This window comes from Mesotoga sp. H07.pep.5.3, assembly GCF_002752615.1.
Taxonomy (GTDB): domain Bacteria; phylum Thermotogota; class Thermotogae; order Petrotogales; family Kosmotogaceae; genus Mesotoga; species Mesotoga prima.
Genome location: NZ_AYTV01000012.1, coordinates 717,370 through 733,652 on the forward strand (window position 1 = coordinate 717,370; position 16,283 = coordinate 733,652).

General features: G+C 44.0%; 15 protein-coding genes. 11 read left to right on the forward strand and 4 right to left on the reverse strand.

Translation table 11 applies throughout. The features are described 5' to 3' along the window. Positions 1-48 precede the first annotated feature (48 nt). From V513_RS07210 to V513_RS07230, 5 genes are all read left to right on the forward strand, one after another. Positions 49-1,620: a 4Fe-4S binding protein gene (locus V513_RS07210; protein WP_006492693.1), complete on the forward strand. Its 1,572-nt coding sequence runs from the start codon at positions 49-51 to the stop codon at positions 1,618-1,620. Positions 1,621-1,712: 92 nt separating this feature from the next. Next, positions 1,713-2,171, forward strand: coding sequence for a hypothetical protein (locus V513_RS07215; protein WP_006492695.1), 459 nt, complete (start codon positions 1,713-1,715; stop codon positions 2,169-2,171). 40 nt (positions 2,172-2,211) lie between these two features. After that, a complete protein-coding gene (locus tag V513_RS07220; RefSeq protein ID WP_006492696.1) occupies positions 2,212-2,640 on the forward strand; it encodes a hypothetical protein in 429 nt (142 codons plus the stop codon). Positions 2,641-2,769: 129 nt separating this feature from the next. Next, positions 2,770-3,138 carry a hypothetical protein gene (locus tag V513_RS07225; protein WP_006492698.1) on the forward strand — a complete coding sequence of 123 codons (369 nt, stop codon included), beginning with the start codon at positions 2,770-2,772 and terminating at the stop codon, positions 3,136-3,138. Between the two features lie 280 nt (positions 3,139-3,418). Beyond that, on the forward strand, positions 3,419-4,660 hold the full coding sequence (locus tag V513_RS07230; RefSeq protein WP_006492699.1) for a glycerate kinase type-2 family protein: 1,242 nt from the start codon (positions 3,419-3,421) through the stop codon (positions 4,658-4,660). Between the two features lie 74 nt (positions 4,661-4,734). Here V513_RS07230 and V513_RS07235 read toward each other — a convergent pair whose 3' ends face one another. From V513_RS07235 to V513_RS07250, 4 genes are all read right to left on the reverse strand, one after another. Beyond that, a complete protein-coding gene (locus V513_RS07235) occupies positions 4,735-5,568 on the reverse strand; it encodes a carbohydrate ABC transporter permease (RefSeq protein WP_006492700.1) in 834 nt (277 codons plus the stop codon). Continuing rightward, complete coding sequence (locus V513_RS07240) at positions 5,565-6,449, reverse strand: carbohydrate ABC transporter permease (RefSeq protein WP_006492701.1); 885 nt, start codon at positions 6,447-6,449, stop codon at positions 5,565-5,567. The genes V513_RS07235 and V513_RS07240 overlap by 4 nt, the downstream gene beginning before the upstream one ends. Positions 6,450-6,507: 58 nt before the next feature. Further along, positions 6,508-7,671 carry an ABC transporter substrate-binding protein gene (locus V513_RS07245; protein ID WP_099772168.1) on the reverse strand — a complete coding sequence of 388 codons (1,164 nt, stop codon included), beginning with the start codon at positions 7,669-7,671 and terminating at the stop codon, positions 6,508-6,510. A 463-nt stretch (positions 7,672-8,134) separates the two neighbouring features. Next, positions 8,135-8,338 (reverse strand): hypothetical protein, encoded by a 204-nt coding sequence (locus tag V513_RS07250; protein WP_099772169.1) that lies wholly within the window; start codon positions 8,336-8,338, stop codon positions 8,135-8,137. Positions 8,339-8,488: 150 nt separating this feature from the next. Between V513_RS07250 and V513_RS07255 the strand changes: the two genes are divergently transcribed. From V513_RS07255 to V513_RS07280, 6 genes are all read left to right on the forward strand, one after another. Further along, positions 8,489-10,060, forward strand: a complete 1,572-nt coding sequence (locus tag V513_RS07255) for a hypothetical protein (RefSeq protein WP_099772170.1) — start codon at positions 8,489-8,491, stop codon at positions 10,058-10,060. A gap of 15 nt (positions 10,061-10,075) precedes the next feature. Beyond that, the gene (locus tag V513_RS07260; protein ID WP_099772171.1) at positions 10,076-10,750 is read left to right on the forward strand and encodes a DUF6062 family protein; all 675 of its coding nucleotides are present in this window, start codon (positions 10,076-10,078) and stop codon (positions 10,748-10,750) included. Positions 10,751-11,461: 711 nt separating this feature from the next. Beyond that, positions 11,462-12,652 carry a DUF438 domain-containing protein gene (locus V513_RS07265; protein WP_099772172.1) on the forward strand — a complete coding sequence of 397 codons (1,191 nt, stop codon included), beginning with the start codon at positions 11,462-11,464 and terminating at the stop codon, positions 12,650-12,652. Positions 12,653-12,743: 91 nt separating this feature from the next. Next, the gene (locus V513_RS07270) at positions 12,744-13,871 is read left to right on the forward strand and encodes an aldo/keto reductase (protein WP_099772173.1); all 1,128 of its coding nucleotides are present in this window, start codon (positions 12,744-12,746) and stop codon (positions 13,869-13,871) included. 113 nt (positions 13,872-13,984) lie between these two features. Next, complete coding sequence (gene glmU, locus V513_RS07275) at positions 13,985-15,334, forward strand: bifunctional UDP-N-acetylglucosamine diphosphorylase/glucosamine-1-phosphate N-acetyltransferase GlmU (protein WP_099772174.1); 1,350 nt, start codon at positions 13,985-13,987, stop codon at positions 15,332-15,334. Continuing rightward, positions 15,334-16,281, forward strand: a complete 948-nt coding sequence (locus tag V513_RS07280; RefSeq protein ID WP_099772175.1) for a ribose-phosphate diphosphokinase — start codon at positions 15,334-15,336, stop codon at positions 16,279-16,281. The genes glmU and V513_RS07280 overlap by 1 nt, the downstream gene beginning before the upstream one ends. Positions 16,282-16,283: the final 2 nt, after the last annotated feature.

The window sequence follows — 16,283 nt, forward strand, 5'->3', positions numbered from 1 at the left end:
GGTTAATCAAGTCAAATAGTTTATCGTCTGGTTGAGGATGTGAAGACTGTGAAAAGTCGCCATAGAGTGCCACGAATTGCTACGCAGTTATTGTTTCTCCTTCTTGTTCTTTACATAAGTGTCGGTCACTATCTTTCTGAGAAGGGCATAGCGGAGCTGCCTGGCACGACAAGTCTCCATGCTGTCTGTCCCTTCGGCGGTGTCGTTACGCTATACAATCTTGTCTCTGATGGCACCTACGTCCAGAAGATACATCCTTCCAACCTTTTTGTTCTGAGTGGATTGCTGATTTCACTCTTCATTGCGGGAGCTTTCTTCTGTGGATGGATTTGTCCGCTAGGAAGTGTTCAGGAGTGGATTGGGAAAGCTGGTAGAAAACTCCTCAGATCACATTACAATAAGGTCCCTGCAGGTCTCAACAAAATCCTAAGTCTTGGGAAGTATGCCATGTTGATCTTCGTAATTGTTCAAACAGCTAGAATCGGCACGCTTTCATTCAGTAGTTTCGACCCTTACTATAATCTTTTTAATATATGGACGGATGAAATTGCATTGTCCGGTTATATCGCAGTACTCCTTACACTTGGAGCTTCTCTCTTCATCGAAAGACCTTTCTGTCGTTATGCCTGTCCACTGGGTGCGATCAACGGTCTCTTCAACCGCTTCAGTATTTTTCGTATTAGAAGGAAATCTTCAACATGTATCGATTGTGGGCTATGCGATAGGGTGTGTCCTGCAGGGATTAATGTCTCGAAGGTTTCCAGTGTGAACAGCCCGGCCTGCAACAGATGCATGAAGTGTGTCGATATTTGTCCAGCTAACTCAAATTCAACACTCACGATAGGGTTTGGTCTTTCTGAGAAGTCATCAAAAGCTAGCAAGACAATATCTGTGAAAACATACATAATACTGGCTCTCTCAGCATTTTTGGTGCCGGTAGGCCTATCTGTCTTGACAGGTAAATTTGAGACGGAAAAGACGAGAGTATACATAGTCCCCGATGATATTAAGGGTTCAACATCTTTTGAGGAAATTGTCGAGAACTATCCGATCTCGAAGGAACAGCTTTTTAATGGCCTCGGAATACCTGAGATGGTTTCTGTCGAGCTCAAAGTAAAGGACCTTACAGGAATTCTGGGTTTTATCGGTGAAGAAGAAGTGATATCCAGAGAACATCTTTCAGTACTGATCGGAAAATTAGGTGAACCGATTTCATCTTTGGCCGAGCATAGCAAAGTGGATTTTGAAGATATTATCGAATTTGTCCAGTCAAGTGGTTTGGACGGATCAACAACTGTTTCAGAAGTTATGGCTAGTGGCCCCCCAGGGCTGTTCACATATCTCTTCAGCGGGAGATGGCCTTTTGAAACATCTGGAGATGAAGCAGTCATAGAAGAGAAAGAGACTGGTAGTGAAAATCATGGGCAATCCGCTTCATTTGATATCAAGGGTACAACAAGCTTGTTGGAGATCGAAAGGATGGTCCCGGATTTTGAAGCATTCCTTGAATATTTTGGCCTGCCGATCGATGAACCCAAGAGCTCGTTGTTGAAGGATCTGAAGACAAAGTACCAGATCGAGATTTCGGATATAAAGGATTATGTTTCCAACAATCAGTAAATCTGATATGAATAGCAATCGGTTCTACCTGCTCCTGTTGTATAATTGCTGAGGACTCCGGTTGAGTTCATACACTTAGAGGAGGGATAGACATGAAGAAGTTGCTATTGATTCTTGTCGTTTTTGGTCTTGCAATTGCCGTATTTTCAGAGCCCCTTATAGTTTGGCCAGATAAGACACACGGGAAGCCACTTGTGGCGGGATTATATGCCCCTGTTTATGGAGAAGCCAAACTGGACGTTTTTGGAAACATCACCGGCTGGACGGGTCCAAATCTCGGTCTAGGATGGACCTGGAAGACATATTTCAGCCCTCTCGAGCTTCAGAAGGTCAATTTCTATTACGAGTTTGGTACTAATGTTGTGATTTTCCCCTATATTGGGGTCGGATTTGATTATGCTCTCGTTCTTCAGAACAATCAGACACTGCTCGTTGGAGCAGGAGCTTCGGCATCTCCTTTCACCGTTCTAGGTTTCTTCTTTGAGGGGCCGGCAGCTATTCTATCATCAGTTTTGAGTTCCGTGATACTGAGCGTCGCTGTAGTTTTTTGATTAGAGGCTATGTATAATTGACCCCGAAAGGGGTCGTTTTTTGAACGAAGAAGAGCAGATCAATAATAATCGATTAGAGACAGAAAGAGACAGCGAAGTAAAAGCTGTCATCAGAAAGTACTCAATTATTGCCGTGATTGTACTCTCTGTGTTTCTCATGGTTTTTTCTACGAGAGACAGAGTGGAGGTGTTCAATCCGGAGAGTGTCCTTTCTACGATTGAAGAGACTTTGCTTCTCTTCATAAATCAGAGGCTTGTTAAGGGAAATGAGCATGTAGGGTTTCTGGAAATAGTCTCGTCCGATTACGAAGAAGTTGAATGGGGCGAGTACACGTACGAGATTCAGACTAGATTTGCCTTATCTGAAAGGGTCGAGAATCTGTACACCCTCTGGAAATACAGAGTTCGAGATGATACCCTGGATCTCTTAGGATACTCTTCTGATGGTGAAAACTGGTTAGAACCTTGATGGTTATCACGCACACTGTAGGCCAGAAATTGCATTCTGAGATTGAAAATACGTTGACTTGATGCGGGTATTAAGTGTAAAATCGTTAAGTAAGAACAAGCTCAATATCACTCAAAAGGGGGTAATCGAATGAAAAAAGTCCTGATTCTTGTGGCAGTCCTTCTTGTTGCATCGGTTTTCGTTGCGGCACCGAAGAACTTCATTCTCGGCCAGGGTCTCTACGGAGATGTAGTGTATGATCTAGCTGGAAACATAACGGGTTATGAAGGAATGGACTTCTATATCTTCCAGGCTAGCACTTACTACGAAAAGGCTCTCACACCAGGTGAACTAAATGCCTATACCTTTGATGGCAAATTCCTGTTCTTCATTCCGGTTTTTGGTAGAGGATGGGAATTCGTGCTGAGACCAGTGGACAATATTATTTTGACCGCCGGGCTAAGCCTTCTCTATAACTTCCTCCCCGGGCCGTATCTTGGTCTGACAATATTACTCTGAGCAATCTGTTTATGGGAGAAGACGGTGTTTCTGCACCGTCTTCTTCTTTTGATAAGGCGCAAAAAAAGAAGCAGTTTTTTTGAACCGGTAAGCAATGTGAGGTAATAGTGACAAGCAAATTGCTTCTAAGGACTTCTTCTTCTCGGATTTCTGGCCTTCTTTAACTTGATAATTAATTCATCTAGAATTGTTCAGTTTGCATTGTTATTCAGAAACTTCTTGTAGGTTACCCTCAGAGAAGAGAATTCCACTCGTAATAGTTGATCAAGGAGGTTCGATTTTGAGAGAACTTAAAAAGGAAGCGAAGTATATTGTTGAGAGATCAATTGAAACGGTTCAGCCTGAAAGCTCCGTTAAGAATGCTCTTGAGAAGCTTAGGCTGAAAGGTCCTATATTTCTTTTGGCGGTTGGCAAGGCAGCCTGGAGAATGACCAAAGCCGCGATGGACAAACTTGGTGAAGATGTAAGCGCGGGAATCGTAATAACGAAATATGGCTACAGTCAGGGAGATATCGAACGCGTAGAGATTTTCGAAGCTGGGCATCCGATACTTGACAGAAAGACCGTAGAAGCTACAGATTATGCTCTTAAAAGAATTGAGGAATTGAAGCCGGAAAAGATTCTCTTTCTTATTTCGGGAGGCGGATCGGCTCTCTTCGAAAAACCATTGGAGGGGGTGATGCTTGAGGATCTTGTTGATGTCAACAATCGTCTATTACGTTCAGGTGCAAGCATCGTCGAAATCAACACGGTGAGAAAACACCTTTCTTCAGTAAAAGGGGGGCGTTTTGCAAAGCTGGTCTCTCCCTCTCAGGTTTATACGCTTGTTCTTTCCGATGTTTTAGGAGACCGTCTTGATTCGATCGCTTCAGGACCGGCTTACCCCGATAGCAGTACAAGTGACCAGGCGCTTGCAGTCCTTGAAAAGTACGCTATTGATGTTGATTCCAGAATCATCGAGGCGCTGATGGTAGAGACTCCTGACCGTCTGTTTAACGTTCAAACTGAGATTATCGGAAGTGTTGCGAGAGTCTGTGAATCTGCAGCAACATTTGCCAGAGAGATTGGATATAACGCCACTATCCTGACAACTTCGCTAGATTGCGAAGCAAGAGATGCCGGTGTTTTTCTGGCATCTATCGCAAGAGAAGAAGCACACAACAGACCAGTGGAAAAGCCGGCCGCTCTGATCATTGGCGGTGAAACAGTTGTGCATGTTAGAGGCAGAGGTCTGGGAGGAAGATGTCAGGAGCTTGCTCTTGCATTCGCTTTAGGGATTGAGGAAATGAGTGGTGTTACGCTAGCCTGTGTCGGCACCGATGGTACCGATGGGCCTACCGATGCAGCTGGCGCCATTGTCGATGGAAGAACGGTTCAAAAAATGTTGGATGCTGGCATAGATCCACAGTTATTTCTGCTCGACAACGATTCCTACCACGCTCTGGAAAAGTCAGGCGACTTATTCATTACGGGGCCGACCGGTACAAATGTAAACGATCTGATAGTGCTCCTTTGCGAGTAAATATAGAAGTATGATCGCCAGTCATTCAGGAAATTTGAATCCTTCAAAACCAGCTTTACGATGGAAGAAGACCGCTATTTTATTGTCCATCCGACCATTCCTTTGACGTAATATCTTTGAAGCAATATGTAGATAAAAATTGGAACGATCATCACCATCAAAGATGCAGCGGAGAGTAGTCCCCAGTCGACATGGTAAACCCCTCGCATTAATGGAATCCTTTGAGTTGCCAGAAGTTTGTCCGGAGAATAGATGAGAATAAGAGCAAGGAAAAAGTCGCTCCATACCCATGTAAACTGCAAAGCAGAGGCCGAAGCAATTGCCGGGAAAGCATTAGGAAGAACAATCCTGAAGAAGATACCCAAGTCTCCAGCTCCATCGATTCTGGCTGCCTCCTCCATATCGGTCGGAAGGGTCTTGAAGTAATTACGCATGAAGAAAGTTATCCATGGTATTCCCCACGCAGTATGAAGAAGAATAAGACCGAAGTAAGTGTCTACCAACCCAAGAGTGCTCATTATTTTAAAGATAGGAATAGCAATCATCTGCTGAGGGAGCGCAAGAGTGAGCACAACGGTTAGAATAAACGTCTTCCTGAACGGGAATCCATATCTGGAAATTCCATAGCCTGCCAATGTTGCTAGCATTAAGGGGATTACCGTAGAGGGAAGAGCAATTAACAGAGAGTTGATCATCCCCCTATAAAGTGGTGCTGTACGATGATTAAGTGCCCCGGTGAAGTTTGATAGAGTTGCAGTGAACGGCTTGAGACTCCACCAACCGTCCAGTACTTCACTAAAGGGCCTAATTGCTGTCATAACTACGCCCATCAACGGAAGGATCCATATGAGGGCGATAATCCAGGCAATGACTGTTTTTAGAACAATCTCTCTCCTTGACTTTCTCATTCTGCCTCATCTCCCGCCGATTTCATCATGGGAATCGCAGCCAGTAGAGTTGAAGCGGTAATTAAAACCGCAACTACTGCAGATTTTCCAAAGTCCCACTCTCGAAAGCCATAAAGATACATTTGAAGCGCAAGAACGTTTGATGAACCACCTGGCCCTCCCATAGTTGCAATATAAACAATATCGAAGACCTTCAGTTCCCACAGCAGAGTCATTGTAAGTACGACAACGGTGATTGGTTTCAACAATGGAATCGTTATCTTAAGTAGCATTTTGAACTTTGATGCGCCGTCTATCTGGGCTGCTTCATAGTATGTGTTGGGAATAGTCTCAAGCCCGGCAGAATAGAGAATCATTGAGAAGCCTGTCCACAACCAGACAGAGCCGAAGATCAGTGCAAAGAGAGCCGTCTCTGGATATGCTGTCCAAGTCTTACCTTCCAGTCCAAGTGTCTGCAGAACTAGATTCACAACGCCAACGTTTTCCTCGAACATGAATCGAATCATTATTCCGCCCACTATCATTGGCATAACCATGCCAAGGAATATTATCGACTTTACTATTCCCCCTCCCTTTACGTCTCGCAGAAGGATAGCCAGAAATAAACCCACAAGGGTAGTTAATGGCAGATGGATCGCGATCCACATTAAGTTATGAATAAGTGACCCAAAAGGAAAACCTCTCTCTAGTCCCCGGGGATCTAGGATATCCCTGCTGGAAAACACTTCTCTGTAGTTTGAGAGTGAAAGGTTCCCTTCGCTGTCAACAAAGCTCAGGAAAATCGTGTTGAACGTAGGATATAAAACGAAAATCACTAGAAGCAACAACGCCGGCAGAATGAAGTAGCTGAAGTGCCTGAATTTTGCCTTTCTCAAAGCCAACTAGATCACCCCCGAAGAAAGAAGTGGGACCCAGATGGGCCCCACTTAGAGAAATCGATTACTTCGGCATTTTTTCATCAAGGTCCATCAGCGCGTCGTCAAGCCTTTCCGGTCTTACCCAGATTAGTTTAAGCTGGTCCCAGAATGCTGTCTGCCAGAGACCGCCGATGGAATCATCGAGATCATTTAATGTCTCAACACCCTCTGTCAACTTCGCAATCTCCTTGTCGACCGCAGGATAATTAGACATGTCGACTCCGACGGTTGCAATATGGCCACCCTGCGCAACCTGAATGCTCTGACCTTCCACACTCGAAAGGAATTTCACAAGTTCCAGAGCTTCTGCCTTGTTGGTTGCGTATTCGGGCACAAATGCATAGTCAATACTGAAAACCATCCCGCGATTTCCCGGAAGACTGAAGACAGCCAGATCATTCGGGTCGTCTACCATTCCCGTTATCCACTGTCCCATGAAGTAAAGACCGTAATCTCCGTTCCACCACTGCTCGAGTATAGTTGTCCACTCTGTGGGTTCACTGAAGTATCCCTTTTCGAGAAGATAGACTAGCTTTTCCATGGCGTTCCTGACCGCGTAACTCCTCCAGGTCGTGTTTCCTTCGATTAGGTCCTTCTGGAGTTCGGGGCCGCCAAAGGTAATTAGGAAGTGTTCGGTGACATCTGAAAGAGGCCACCCTACTCCATTGCCGCTTGCAATAGCGTCCTTCACTCCTGGTATAGTCTCGATTTTTTCAAGGAGAGCAACAAATTCATCCCATGTAGTAGGTGCCTTCAAACCATGGCTTTCAAAGAAGGATTTTCTGTACCAGAACCCCGGTTTGACTTTTGCGGTGTAAGAAATCCCGAAGACTCTCCCGTCTGAAGTCTTGACATTGTCGAGTGCACCCGGAATATACGCATCGGTATCAATCACATCAGATAAATCAACCACGTGTTGTGTGTTGCTTGTAATGAAGTTCGACCACATGAAGATCACGTCTGCAGGTGCCTTCTTTGCAGAAAACTGTGCCGGCAGAACATTTGCCAGGTCTTCTGCCCTGTATGTCTGGTAGGTGTAATCAATGCCTGTCTTTGCTTTGAATTCTTCGAGGACTGGAAGGAAAGCGTCCATCTCGACGCCAGACCAGGGCCCAATTACCGAAACAGTGCTAGAGATCAATGCGGTGGAGAGAACTATTAGGACTGTTACCAAAAGCTTCTTCATCAAAAATACCCCCTTTTCAATGTAGATTTGCTTTTCAGTAAACATCTCCCTGAGACCGCTTAAGTGGTCTGAAAATCCACGCACTCATCCGCAAAAACACCCATTACTTGGTTTGACTCTAGTAATTTGAAGTTTGCTCAACAGAAATCAATGACTTAGTAAGGAATCAGACTTAAAAGAAGAAACATCTCAGTTTTTCGATAAAATCAATTCCGCTTTTTGATTCATGTGCAGAAGCTGGTTACCATCTTATTCAAAATACAATTCATTTGGAAAATGGCAAAAGGTATATGATGGCTGCGATAGGCTTTTATTATTATTATTATGAAAAACATATCCATCTTAATGAGAACGCGGTCTTGCCGCTTTTTGACGAGTATCGCCCAGTGAAGACAAACAGTGCTAATTGTTATTGGTTCTTAGACTTCTCTCAAGGATAACTTTCGTCAGCTCACATTCATTTTTACTTGCTTAGTCTCTCTTCAACACTGCCGTCCGGAAGGACAAAATCCGTCGAGACCGAGAGTAAATCATCTAGCCGAAATCTAGCACATTCTGTCCAATCCTTTTCACAGTACATCTCGATCCATTCCCTGTTGATCTTTCCGTTTTCGTAAGCCCTTACAACTGGACACTCATAGTAACTGATGCAATACCCATCCTCCACCAGATCACCACCATTCTGTAGTCGACAATTATGTTATCACAACGCGAGAAAATTGCAATACCCACCATCTGAGTTTGGTAGTTTTTGTAATATTCTTTGTATCCGTTATACAATGTTTATTATGAGGATGAAAAAAACGGGGGTGATCTAATGCGCAGAAGGCTGTCGTCTTTATTACTGATCTTATGTTTGGTTTTGATCATTGCACTTTCGGGATGTGTTTTTCGACGGTATTCAGTTGTAGTGAGCTGTACACCGTTGATTGAAAAGATCGAAGTAGGAAACAGAGAGAGGGAGCTGCCGTACAGTTTTTCTGCCAGAAAGGGACAGAACATAGTTGTAAAGGCACCGCTCGTTCCCGGATACGACTTTGAAGGTTGGTTGATAAACAATGAACTGAGACAAACGGCGGAGATCGCAGTTGAAATAGAAGAAAACACAACAATTAAAGCGATATACAGCCCAAGACTTGTTCACGAGATTACGTATGGAGGTTCAGGCTTTGAAAATGGGACCGGCCTGGTTGTCGAAAACTCAAATGAGATTTTAATAGGAATCACTTCAAGTTCCACCGACAGCTCTCTTATTCTCGAAAACAAAGGCAAGAGTGACTTTTGGATTCCTTTTCTTCAATACGAATCAAATAATTATGTTGTGGAACCACAGTTGTGTTATGGAGGAAGCGATGAGGAGTCACTTATGGATACAGTTAGAATCGCTGGCGGTTACGTATCGGCCGGCGGGTCGGGCTCAAGTGATATAGCATATTCCGGAAGCGGTTATCCATATCATGGGGGTACTGACGGATACGTTATTATGATGCGCAACGATGGCTCACTCAGATGGCAGACTTATATAGGTGGAAGCGGAGACGATGAAATTCGTTCGGTGAATACCACTATAGGCGAGAAGCTTATAATCACGGGGATTACAGGTTCTTCAGACTCGAATTTCGCAAACAGCGGTTACCACGGGTCAAAGGATGGTTGGGTAGCGTTGATGAGCTCCAGCGGTACTCTCATCACAGACCTCATTAAGGTCTTTGGTGGCAGCGCGGAAGACGGTCTTCTCTACGCAATGCAGACAAAGGAAGGTGGATACATCGTCTGCGGATACTCGACTTCTTCCGATGGAGATCTAAATTCACTCAGCAGATCGACGGGCGAGGACTTGTGGGTTCTCAAACTCGATTCTCAGCTGGAAATTGAATGGCAAGATCTCTTCGGCGGGCAGAACGATGAACGTGCCAATGTGATAAAAGAGGTTAACGATGGATATATAGCAGTTGGTTTCACTGAATCTGCCGGAGGCGACATCAATGAGAACAAAGGTGGGAAAGATCTCTGGGTACTGAAGTTCTCTTCTGACGGTGATCTGGAGTGGAGCAAGACATATGGTGGCAGTGAGGACGATGAAGGGTTTGACGTCGTTCAAACTGCAGACGGTGGATTTGCAATATGTGGTTACACTGACTCTTCAGATGGCGATATCCTTCACGAAAATAGAGGTATGAGAGACGTTTGGGTTATAAAGCTTGGGTATGACGGTTACCTAGAATGGGAAGCTACTTTTGGCGGGTCCGAAAATGATTTTGCGAGAAGAATAAAAGAAACCGAAAAAAGAGAATTGATAGTAATTGGCACAACTTCTTCATCAGATCGCGATATAAAACGCCCGATACAAGGTCCTTCCGATGCGTGGTTACTAAGGCTTGGAAGATAAGTTCCGTTTGCCGGTGTGCAGTTGAAAGCCAACAATGTTCTTGAAAGCGAGATAATTTCCCTTCTTGAAGAAGGGGAACTATGTCCCGTCTGCAGATCTATGGAGAAATCAGTTGATGGGTGGATTGTCGGAGCCTTTTCCAACCTTCTTCACAACGAAGATGCTCGAATGGAATTGATGAGAAATGGGCTTTGCACAGTTCACTTAAAGAGAATTGTGGAAGTAGCAAAAGAGAGATCCGAAGTAGGATCCCTTGCAGTCTCGATAATGTTTAGAGAGATTCTTGCTGCTCAAATTCCGTGGCTCGATGGAAAAGATGTCGGATTCTTGTCTAGAAAAAAGCCGAAATCTGGGAGCTGCGTTCTGTGTTCCGTGGCCAGTAATAGTGAGAGAATCTATCTTTCTGCCTTCGTGAAGTTTCTTCAAAGAGATGAAGTACAGAGGTCATATGAGAACTCCAGATCCGTCCTTTGTGTGAATCATTCAAGATACATCATCAAGAACATGAGAAATTCATGTGGGCAGTGGCTAGCTGAAACCCAAAGAAATAAATATGAGGACCTCACAGCAGAGATCGAAAACTACATTTCTAAACATGATTACAGAAACACAACTCCCGTTGGGCAGGAAAGACATGCGTGGTTAAAGGCATCTAAGTTGATTGGGGAAAGGGATGCAAATAACAGTTAGTGAAAAGAACAAAAGTCAAACCTCACTAGTTCTCTGCCAATTAAATGATGCAGTGAAGCTATTCTGGCCTGTCTTGATCGTTTAGAATTGAGAGCTTCTGGTGTGCACCTTTATTTTGCTGTTCTGTATCGGTGATTATTCCTCAGTAAACTGGAAAGGCCCCTCACGGGGCCAGTTGCAGGAAAGCGCTTCCGTTGGAAGCCTCCGGGGTGACTTTATGCAACTCGGTGCATAGTTTTTGCTTTTGCCTTTCAAAGGTTCTTATCGAATCCTTCTAGTACAGTTCTTTACTCTGGAAGTCTCTTTTCCCGTTTAATCTTGTGGCAACAGGAATTACTGAGAGCCCCCGTGGTGAATTCTTAATCACAAACCGAACGACGCTTTAAAAAGACTTGAGTAGAACTCTTTGCTGAACTTTCTATATTTACTATCATCGCGAAAATATTCTCTGTTTTCAGGGATAATTATATCTATCTTTTCAAATATGATCTCTATATTCATACTATAACCAAAAAATTGATCTTGTCAAGTCACAAATTCAATGAAATTATGTAATTATTTAAATATTTCTTGATCCATATTCTCAAGAATTGGATATATATCTTATCCGTGAAGGTCGGTGAATCACAACTTTTCCCTCGTAACATTTGTTACTGCTGTAAATAACGATTTGGGATACGCTCTTTATGAAGACAATGAGGAGGTGAAATGATGAGTGAGCTTTTCAACAAAGAAGAGTTTCTTAAAGGATTGATCAGAAAGCTTCATGAAGAGCCCGATAAGCTTGAGAACATTAGAGAAGATTTCATGAGAGTTGTAAGAGAGCTGACACCTGTAGAAATAGCACAGGTCGAGCAGAAACTTGTGGAGGAAGGTATGCCTCCCGAGAGCATCCAGCTCATGTGCAACATCCATCTTGATGTGTTCAAGGAGGCTCTGGACGAAGACAGTCTTCATGTCGACTCCTGGCATCCTCTTCACATATTGATTGAAGAACACCGCGACATTCTTAACAGGACGAAGGAATTGAGAGATTTGACCGGGAAGATTATTGCTAGAAATTACGATAGCGAGGACATAAGAAGGCTTCAATCTTCAATACAGTATCTCGATAGTTTAGAGGCATATTTTTCCAAAGAGGAGAACGTGCTTTTTCCCTATCTTGAAAGGCACGGTCTGGTTCAACCTCCTGCGATCATGTGGAAGGAACATGACGAAGTTAGAAACCTACGAAAGAAGATGAAAATCGAATATGAGAACCTTAAGAATGGAGACCCAAATAAGGTAAACGAGCTCGCAATAACAATTAGCGAACTCTTCACAAATCACATCTACAAGGAACACAAGATTCTCTTTCCTTCGGCGCTTAAGCTGCTTTCAAAGAATGAGTGGGAATCTATTCGAGTGGAGTTCGATGAAATAGGGTACTTTTCATTTGAGCCGATGCCCTTCGTTTTCTCTGAAGAAGTATCAAAAAACAACGGTGTTGAAGGGCTAGTAAATCTTGGAAGTGGTTTTCTGAAGGTAGATCAGTTACTCTTGATGTTGAACAGCCTTCCTTTTGATATTACTTTCGTTGATGAAAACGACACTGTCCGGTATTTCAGTGAAGGGAAGGAGAGAATCTTTGTTAGAACTAGAGCAATAATCGGTAGAAAGGTTCAGAACTGTCATCCGCAGAAAAGCGCTCACGTTGTGAACAGGATCCTTGAAGATTTCAAGAATGGGGTACGTGATGTTGCAGAATTCTGGCTTAATCTTGGACCAAAGATTGTTCACATAAGATATTTCGCTCTGCGGGATACATTAGGAAAATATGCGGGAACACTGGAAGTGACTCAGGAGATCTCTTCTATAAAGGCGCTTGAAGGAGAGAAGAGGATTTATGATCCTCTTGATTAGCTAAAAATCGACTAAATCGAAAACCCCATGCAGATATTGTAGAATAGAATGTGCTTACCATCATCTTCATCTTGCTTTCGGAGGTATTGTTATGATTCGGAGAGAAATGGGAAAGACTGGAGAAAAGGTATCTGCCTTGGGTTTTGGTTGTATGAGACTTCCCACGCGTGACGATCAATCAATAGACGTGGATGAAGCCACAAGAATGTTGAGATTTGCTATAGATAACGGTGTTGACTATGTCGATACTGCGTGGGGATATCACAACGGACAAAGTGAACCCTTTGTAGGCAGTGCTCTTCAAGATGGTTACAGAGATAAGGTAAATCTTGCTACTAAGTTGCCCAGCTGGCTTATCAAGAGTAGAGAAGATATGGACTACTATTTGAATGAGCAACTCAGGAGATTGAGAACAGATGTAATTGATTTCTATCTAATCCACGCGTTGAACAGAAGATACTGGAAGAATCTCAAGGAACACGACATATTCGAGTTCATGGATTCTGCTCTTGCCAGTGGAAGGATCAGACACATAGGGTTTTCCTTTCATGATACTCTTGATGTCTTTAAGGAAATCATCGATTCTTACGGCTGGGAGTTCTGCCAGATTCAGTACAATTTCGTAGATACGGAGCACCAGGCCGGTCTAGAGGGTTTGAAATACGCTGCCGGTAAGGGAATCGGAGTAGCTGTTATGGAACCTCTTCGGGGTGGAAAGCTTGCCACGAATGTAAGAGATGACATTCTTTCGATTTGGAACTCCTCGGGAATCGATCGGACGCCGGCCGCCTGGGCGTTGAGATGGGTGTGGAACGACCCGGATGTAGGTGTTGTTCTGAGCGGGATGTCGACTATGGACCAGGTAAGGGAAAACATTGAGACAGCAAGAGAGGCAAGTCCGTATTCCATGAGCTCTTCTGAACTGACTATTGTTGATAAAGTCAGGGAGGAGTACAAAAAGAGGATAAAAGTGAGCTGTACGGGTTGCAGCTACTGCATGCCTTGTCCCACTGGAGTAGCGATCCCAACTTGTTTTGATTTCTTCAATGATGCGTACATGTTTGACAGCATAGAGGATCATAAAAAAGCTTACTTGAGATCTGTCAAGAAAGAGAACAGAGCTTCACTTTGTGTCGAGTGTGGACGGTGTGAAGAGCTTTGCCCCCAGAACATTCCTATAATTGAACAACTTAAGGAAGTCTCTTCACTATTTGAATAACTGCAAAAGGATCAGTGTTGTGTTTGTGTCTGTACTCTGCCTTTTTCAGCTCGAGTGCTATATAATAATGCCGTGAACGAAATGAAAAAAACCTGTCGGGGAGGTTGTACTGGATGACTGGAATAGTGCTGGCCGCTGGCCAGGGAAAGAGAATGAAATCAAGATTCCCGAAAGTGGTTCACAAGATTCTTGATCGGCCAATGGTAAACTGGGTCATTTCAGCGCTCAGACAGGCCGGTTCAGACAAAATCGTTGTGGTCACCGGTTTCGAGGCTGCTATGGTTGAAGCCGTTCTTGACAAGGATATCATTTCTGTTAGGCAGACCCCTCAACTCGGCACGGGGCACGCCGTAATGACGGCGCTCGATTATCTCGACGATGAAGACATCATTGTCATTGCTGGAGATGAGCCGCTTGTCCTACCATCGACATTGAAAAAGCTTGTTTCAAGAAGGATTGAAGGGGATTTCGATGTTGTCTTTCTTACTATGAAGCCTGCCGATCCGACGGGATATGGAAGAGTCGTTAAAGACGGCAAAAAGATAAAAATAGTGGAACACAGGGATGCCGATTCGGAAACAAGAATGATTAATGAAGTAAATTCCGCTATATATGCTTTTAAGGGGAGTTTTCTGAGTTCAGCAATCAAGAGTTTGTCCAACAATAACGATCAGAACGAGTACTATCTCACGGATACGATTTCGCTTGCCGGTAAAGCGGATACTATAGTTGTTGAAGATGCTCAGGAAGTTCTTGGTGTTAATGACAGAATTCAGCTGGCCCAGATAAATAAGATTGCTCAGAAGAGAATCAATGAAGAACATATGAGAAACGGGGTCACGATAGTCGATCCTGACACCTGTTACATTGGCCCAGAAGTTGAGATCGGTGCTGACACTGTTATTGAACCCATGGTTTTTCTTTCAGGAAAGACGCGAATCGGAAACTGCTGTTCTATTGGGCCGTTAACAAGAATTGATAGCTCAGTTATCGGAGACGATGTTGAGATATTGCGTTCTGAAGTATCGAATGCAGAGGTTCATTCTGGCGCAAGAGTCGGGCCTCTTTCTAGGTTAAGACCCGGAGCTGTAGTAATGAATGAAGCACATGTTGGCAACTTTGTGGAGCTGAAGAAGACGATTCTTGGCAGGGGATCAAAAGCACAGCATCTTACATATCTTGGTGATACTGATGTAGGTGAGGGTGTAAATATCGGTGCCGGAACGATAACGTGTAATTATGATGGGAAGAGGAAACACAGGACGGAGATCGGAGATGGGGCATTTATTGGCAGCAATACTTCGCTTGTCGCCCCGGTAAGAATTGGAAAAAACTCTGTGACTGCTGCCGGTTCAGCGATAACCGAGGATGTTCCGCCCGACTCACTCGCATTCGGTAGAGCGAGGCAAGTCGTCAAAGAGGGGAAGTATTCAAAAAATAGAGAGCAGGAGGAGAACAGCTGATGCCGTATCAGACTAACGAGATGAAAGTATTCGCTGGCTCTGCGAGTCTACCGCTGGCAGAGAAAATCTCAAATTACTTGGGAATCAGACTCGGAGACTGCAGGACAAAGAGATTTGCGGACGGAGAGATCAATCTGAAAATCGATGAGACTGTAAGGGGCCATGATGTATACATAATTCAATCCACATGCAGTCCTGCGAACGAGAATCTGATGGAGCTCCTAATAATGATAGATGCCTTCAGGAGAGCTTCCGCTCATTCTATTTCGGCCGTAATCCCCTACTATGGATATGCGAGACAAGATAGAAAGGCTAGAGGTCGGGATCCTATAACTGCTAAACTTGTGGCAAATCTTCTCACGACTTCAGGAGCAAGCCGTTTAATAACTATCGATTTGCATGCAGAACAGATACAGGGGTTCTTCGATATTCCCGTAGACAACCTCTGGTCTTTTCCTGCATTTCTGAAGTTCTTCAGTCAGAGTGCCTTTGATCGAAATGAGATGGCGGTGATTTCACCGGACATTGGTGGAGTAAAACGCGCAAGCAAATTTGCTGCAAAGCTGGGTGTACCGCTGGCAATTTTGGACAAGAGGAGACCCAAAGACAACGTTGCGGAAATGGTTCACATAATCGGCGATGTTGAGGGAAAGACAGCAATAATCTTTGATGATATAATTGACACCGGTCGTTCACTAGTCGAAGCGGCGAAGATGCTAAAATCCAACGGCGCCGATAAGATATTTGCGTGTGCGACTCATGGAGTTTTTTCCGGTGATGCTAAAAAGATCATTGCCGAGTCAACGATTGAGAAGGTCTTCATAACAGACACGATTTACCATGATGACCTTCCCGACAACATAATGATGTTATCCATCGCGCCGCTTCTGGCGGAGGCATTGACTCGTGTAAGAAAAAATCTTTCGGTGAGTATTTTGTTCAGATAGAG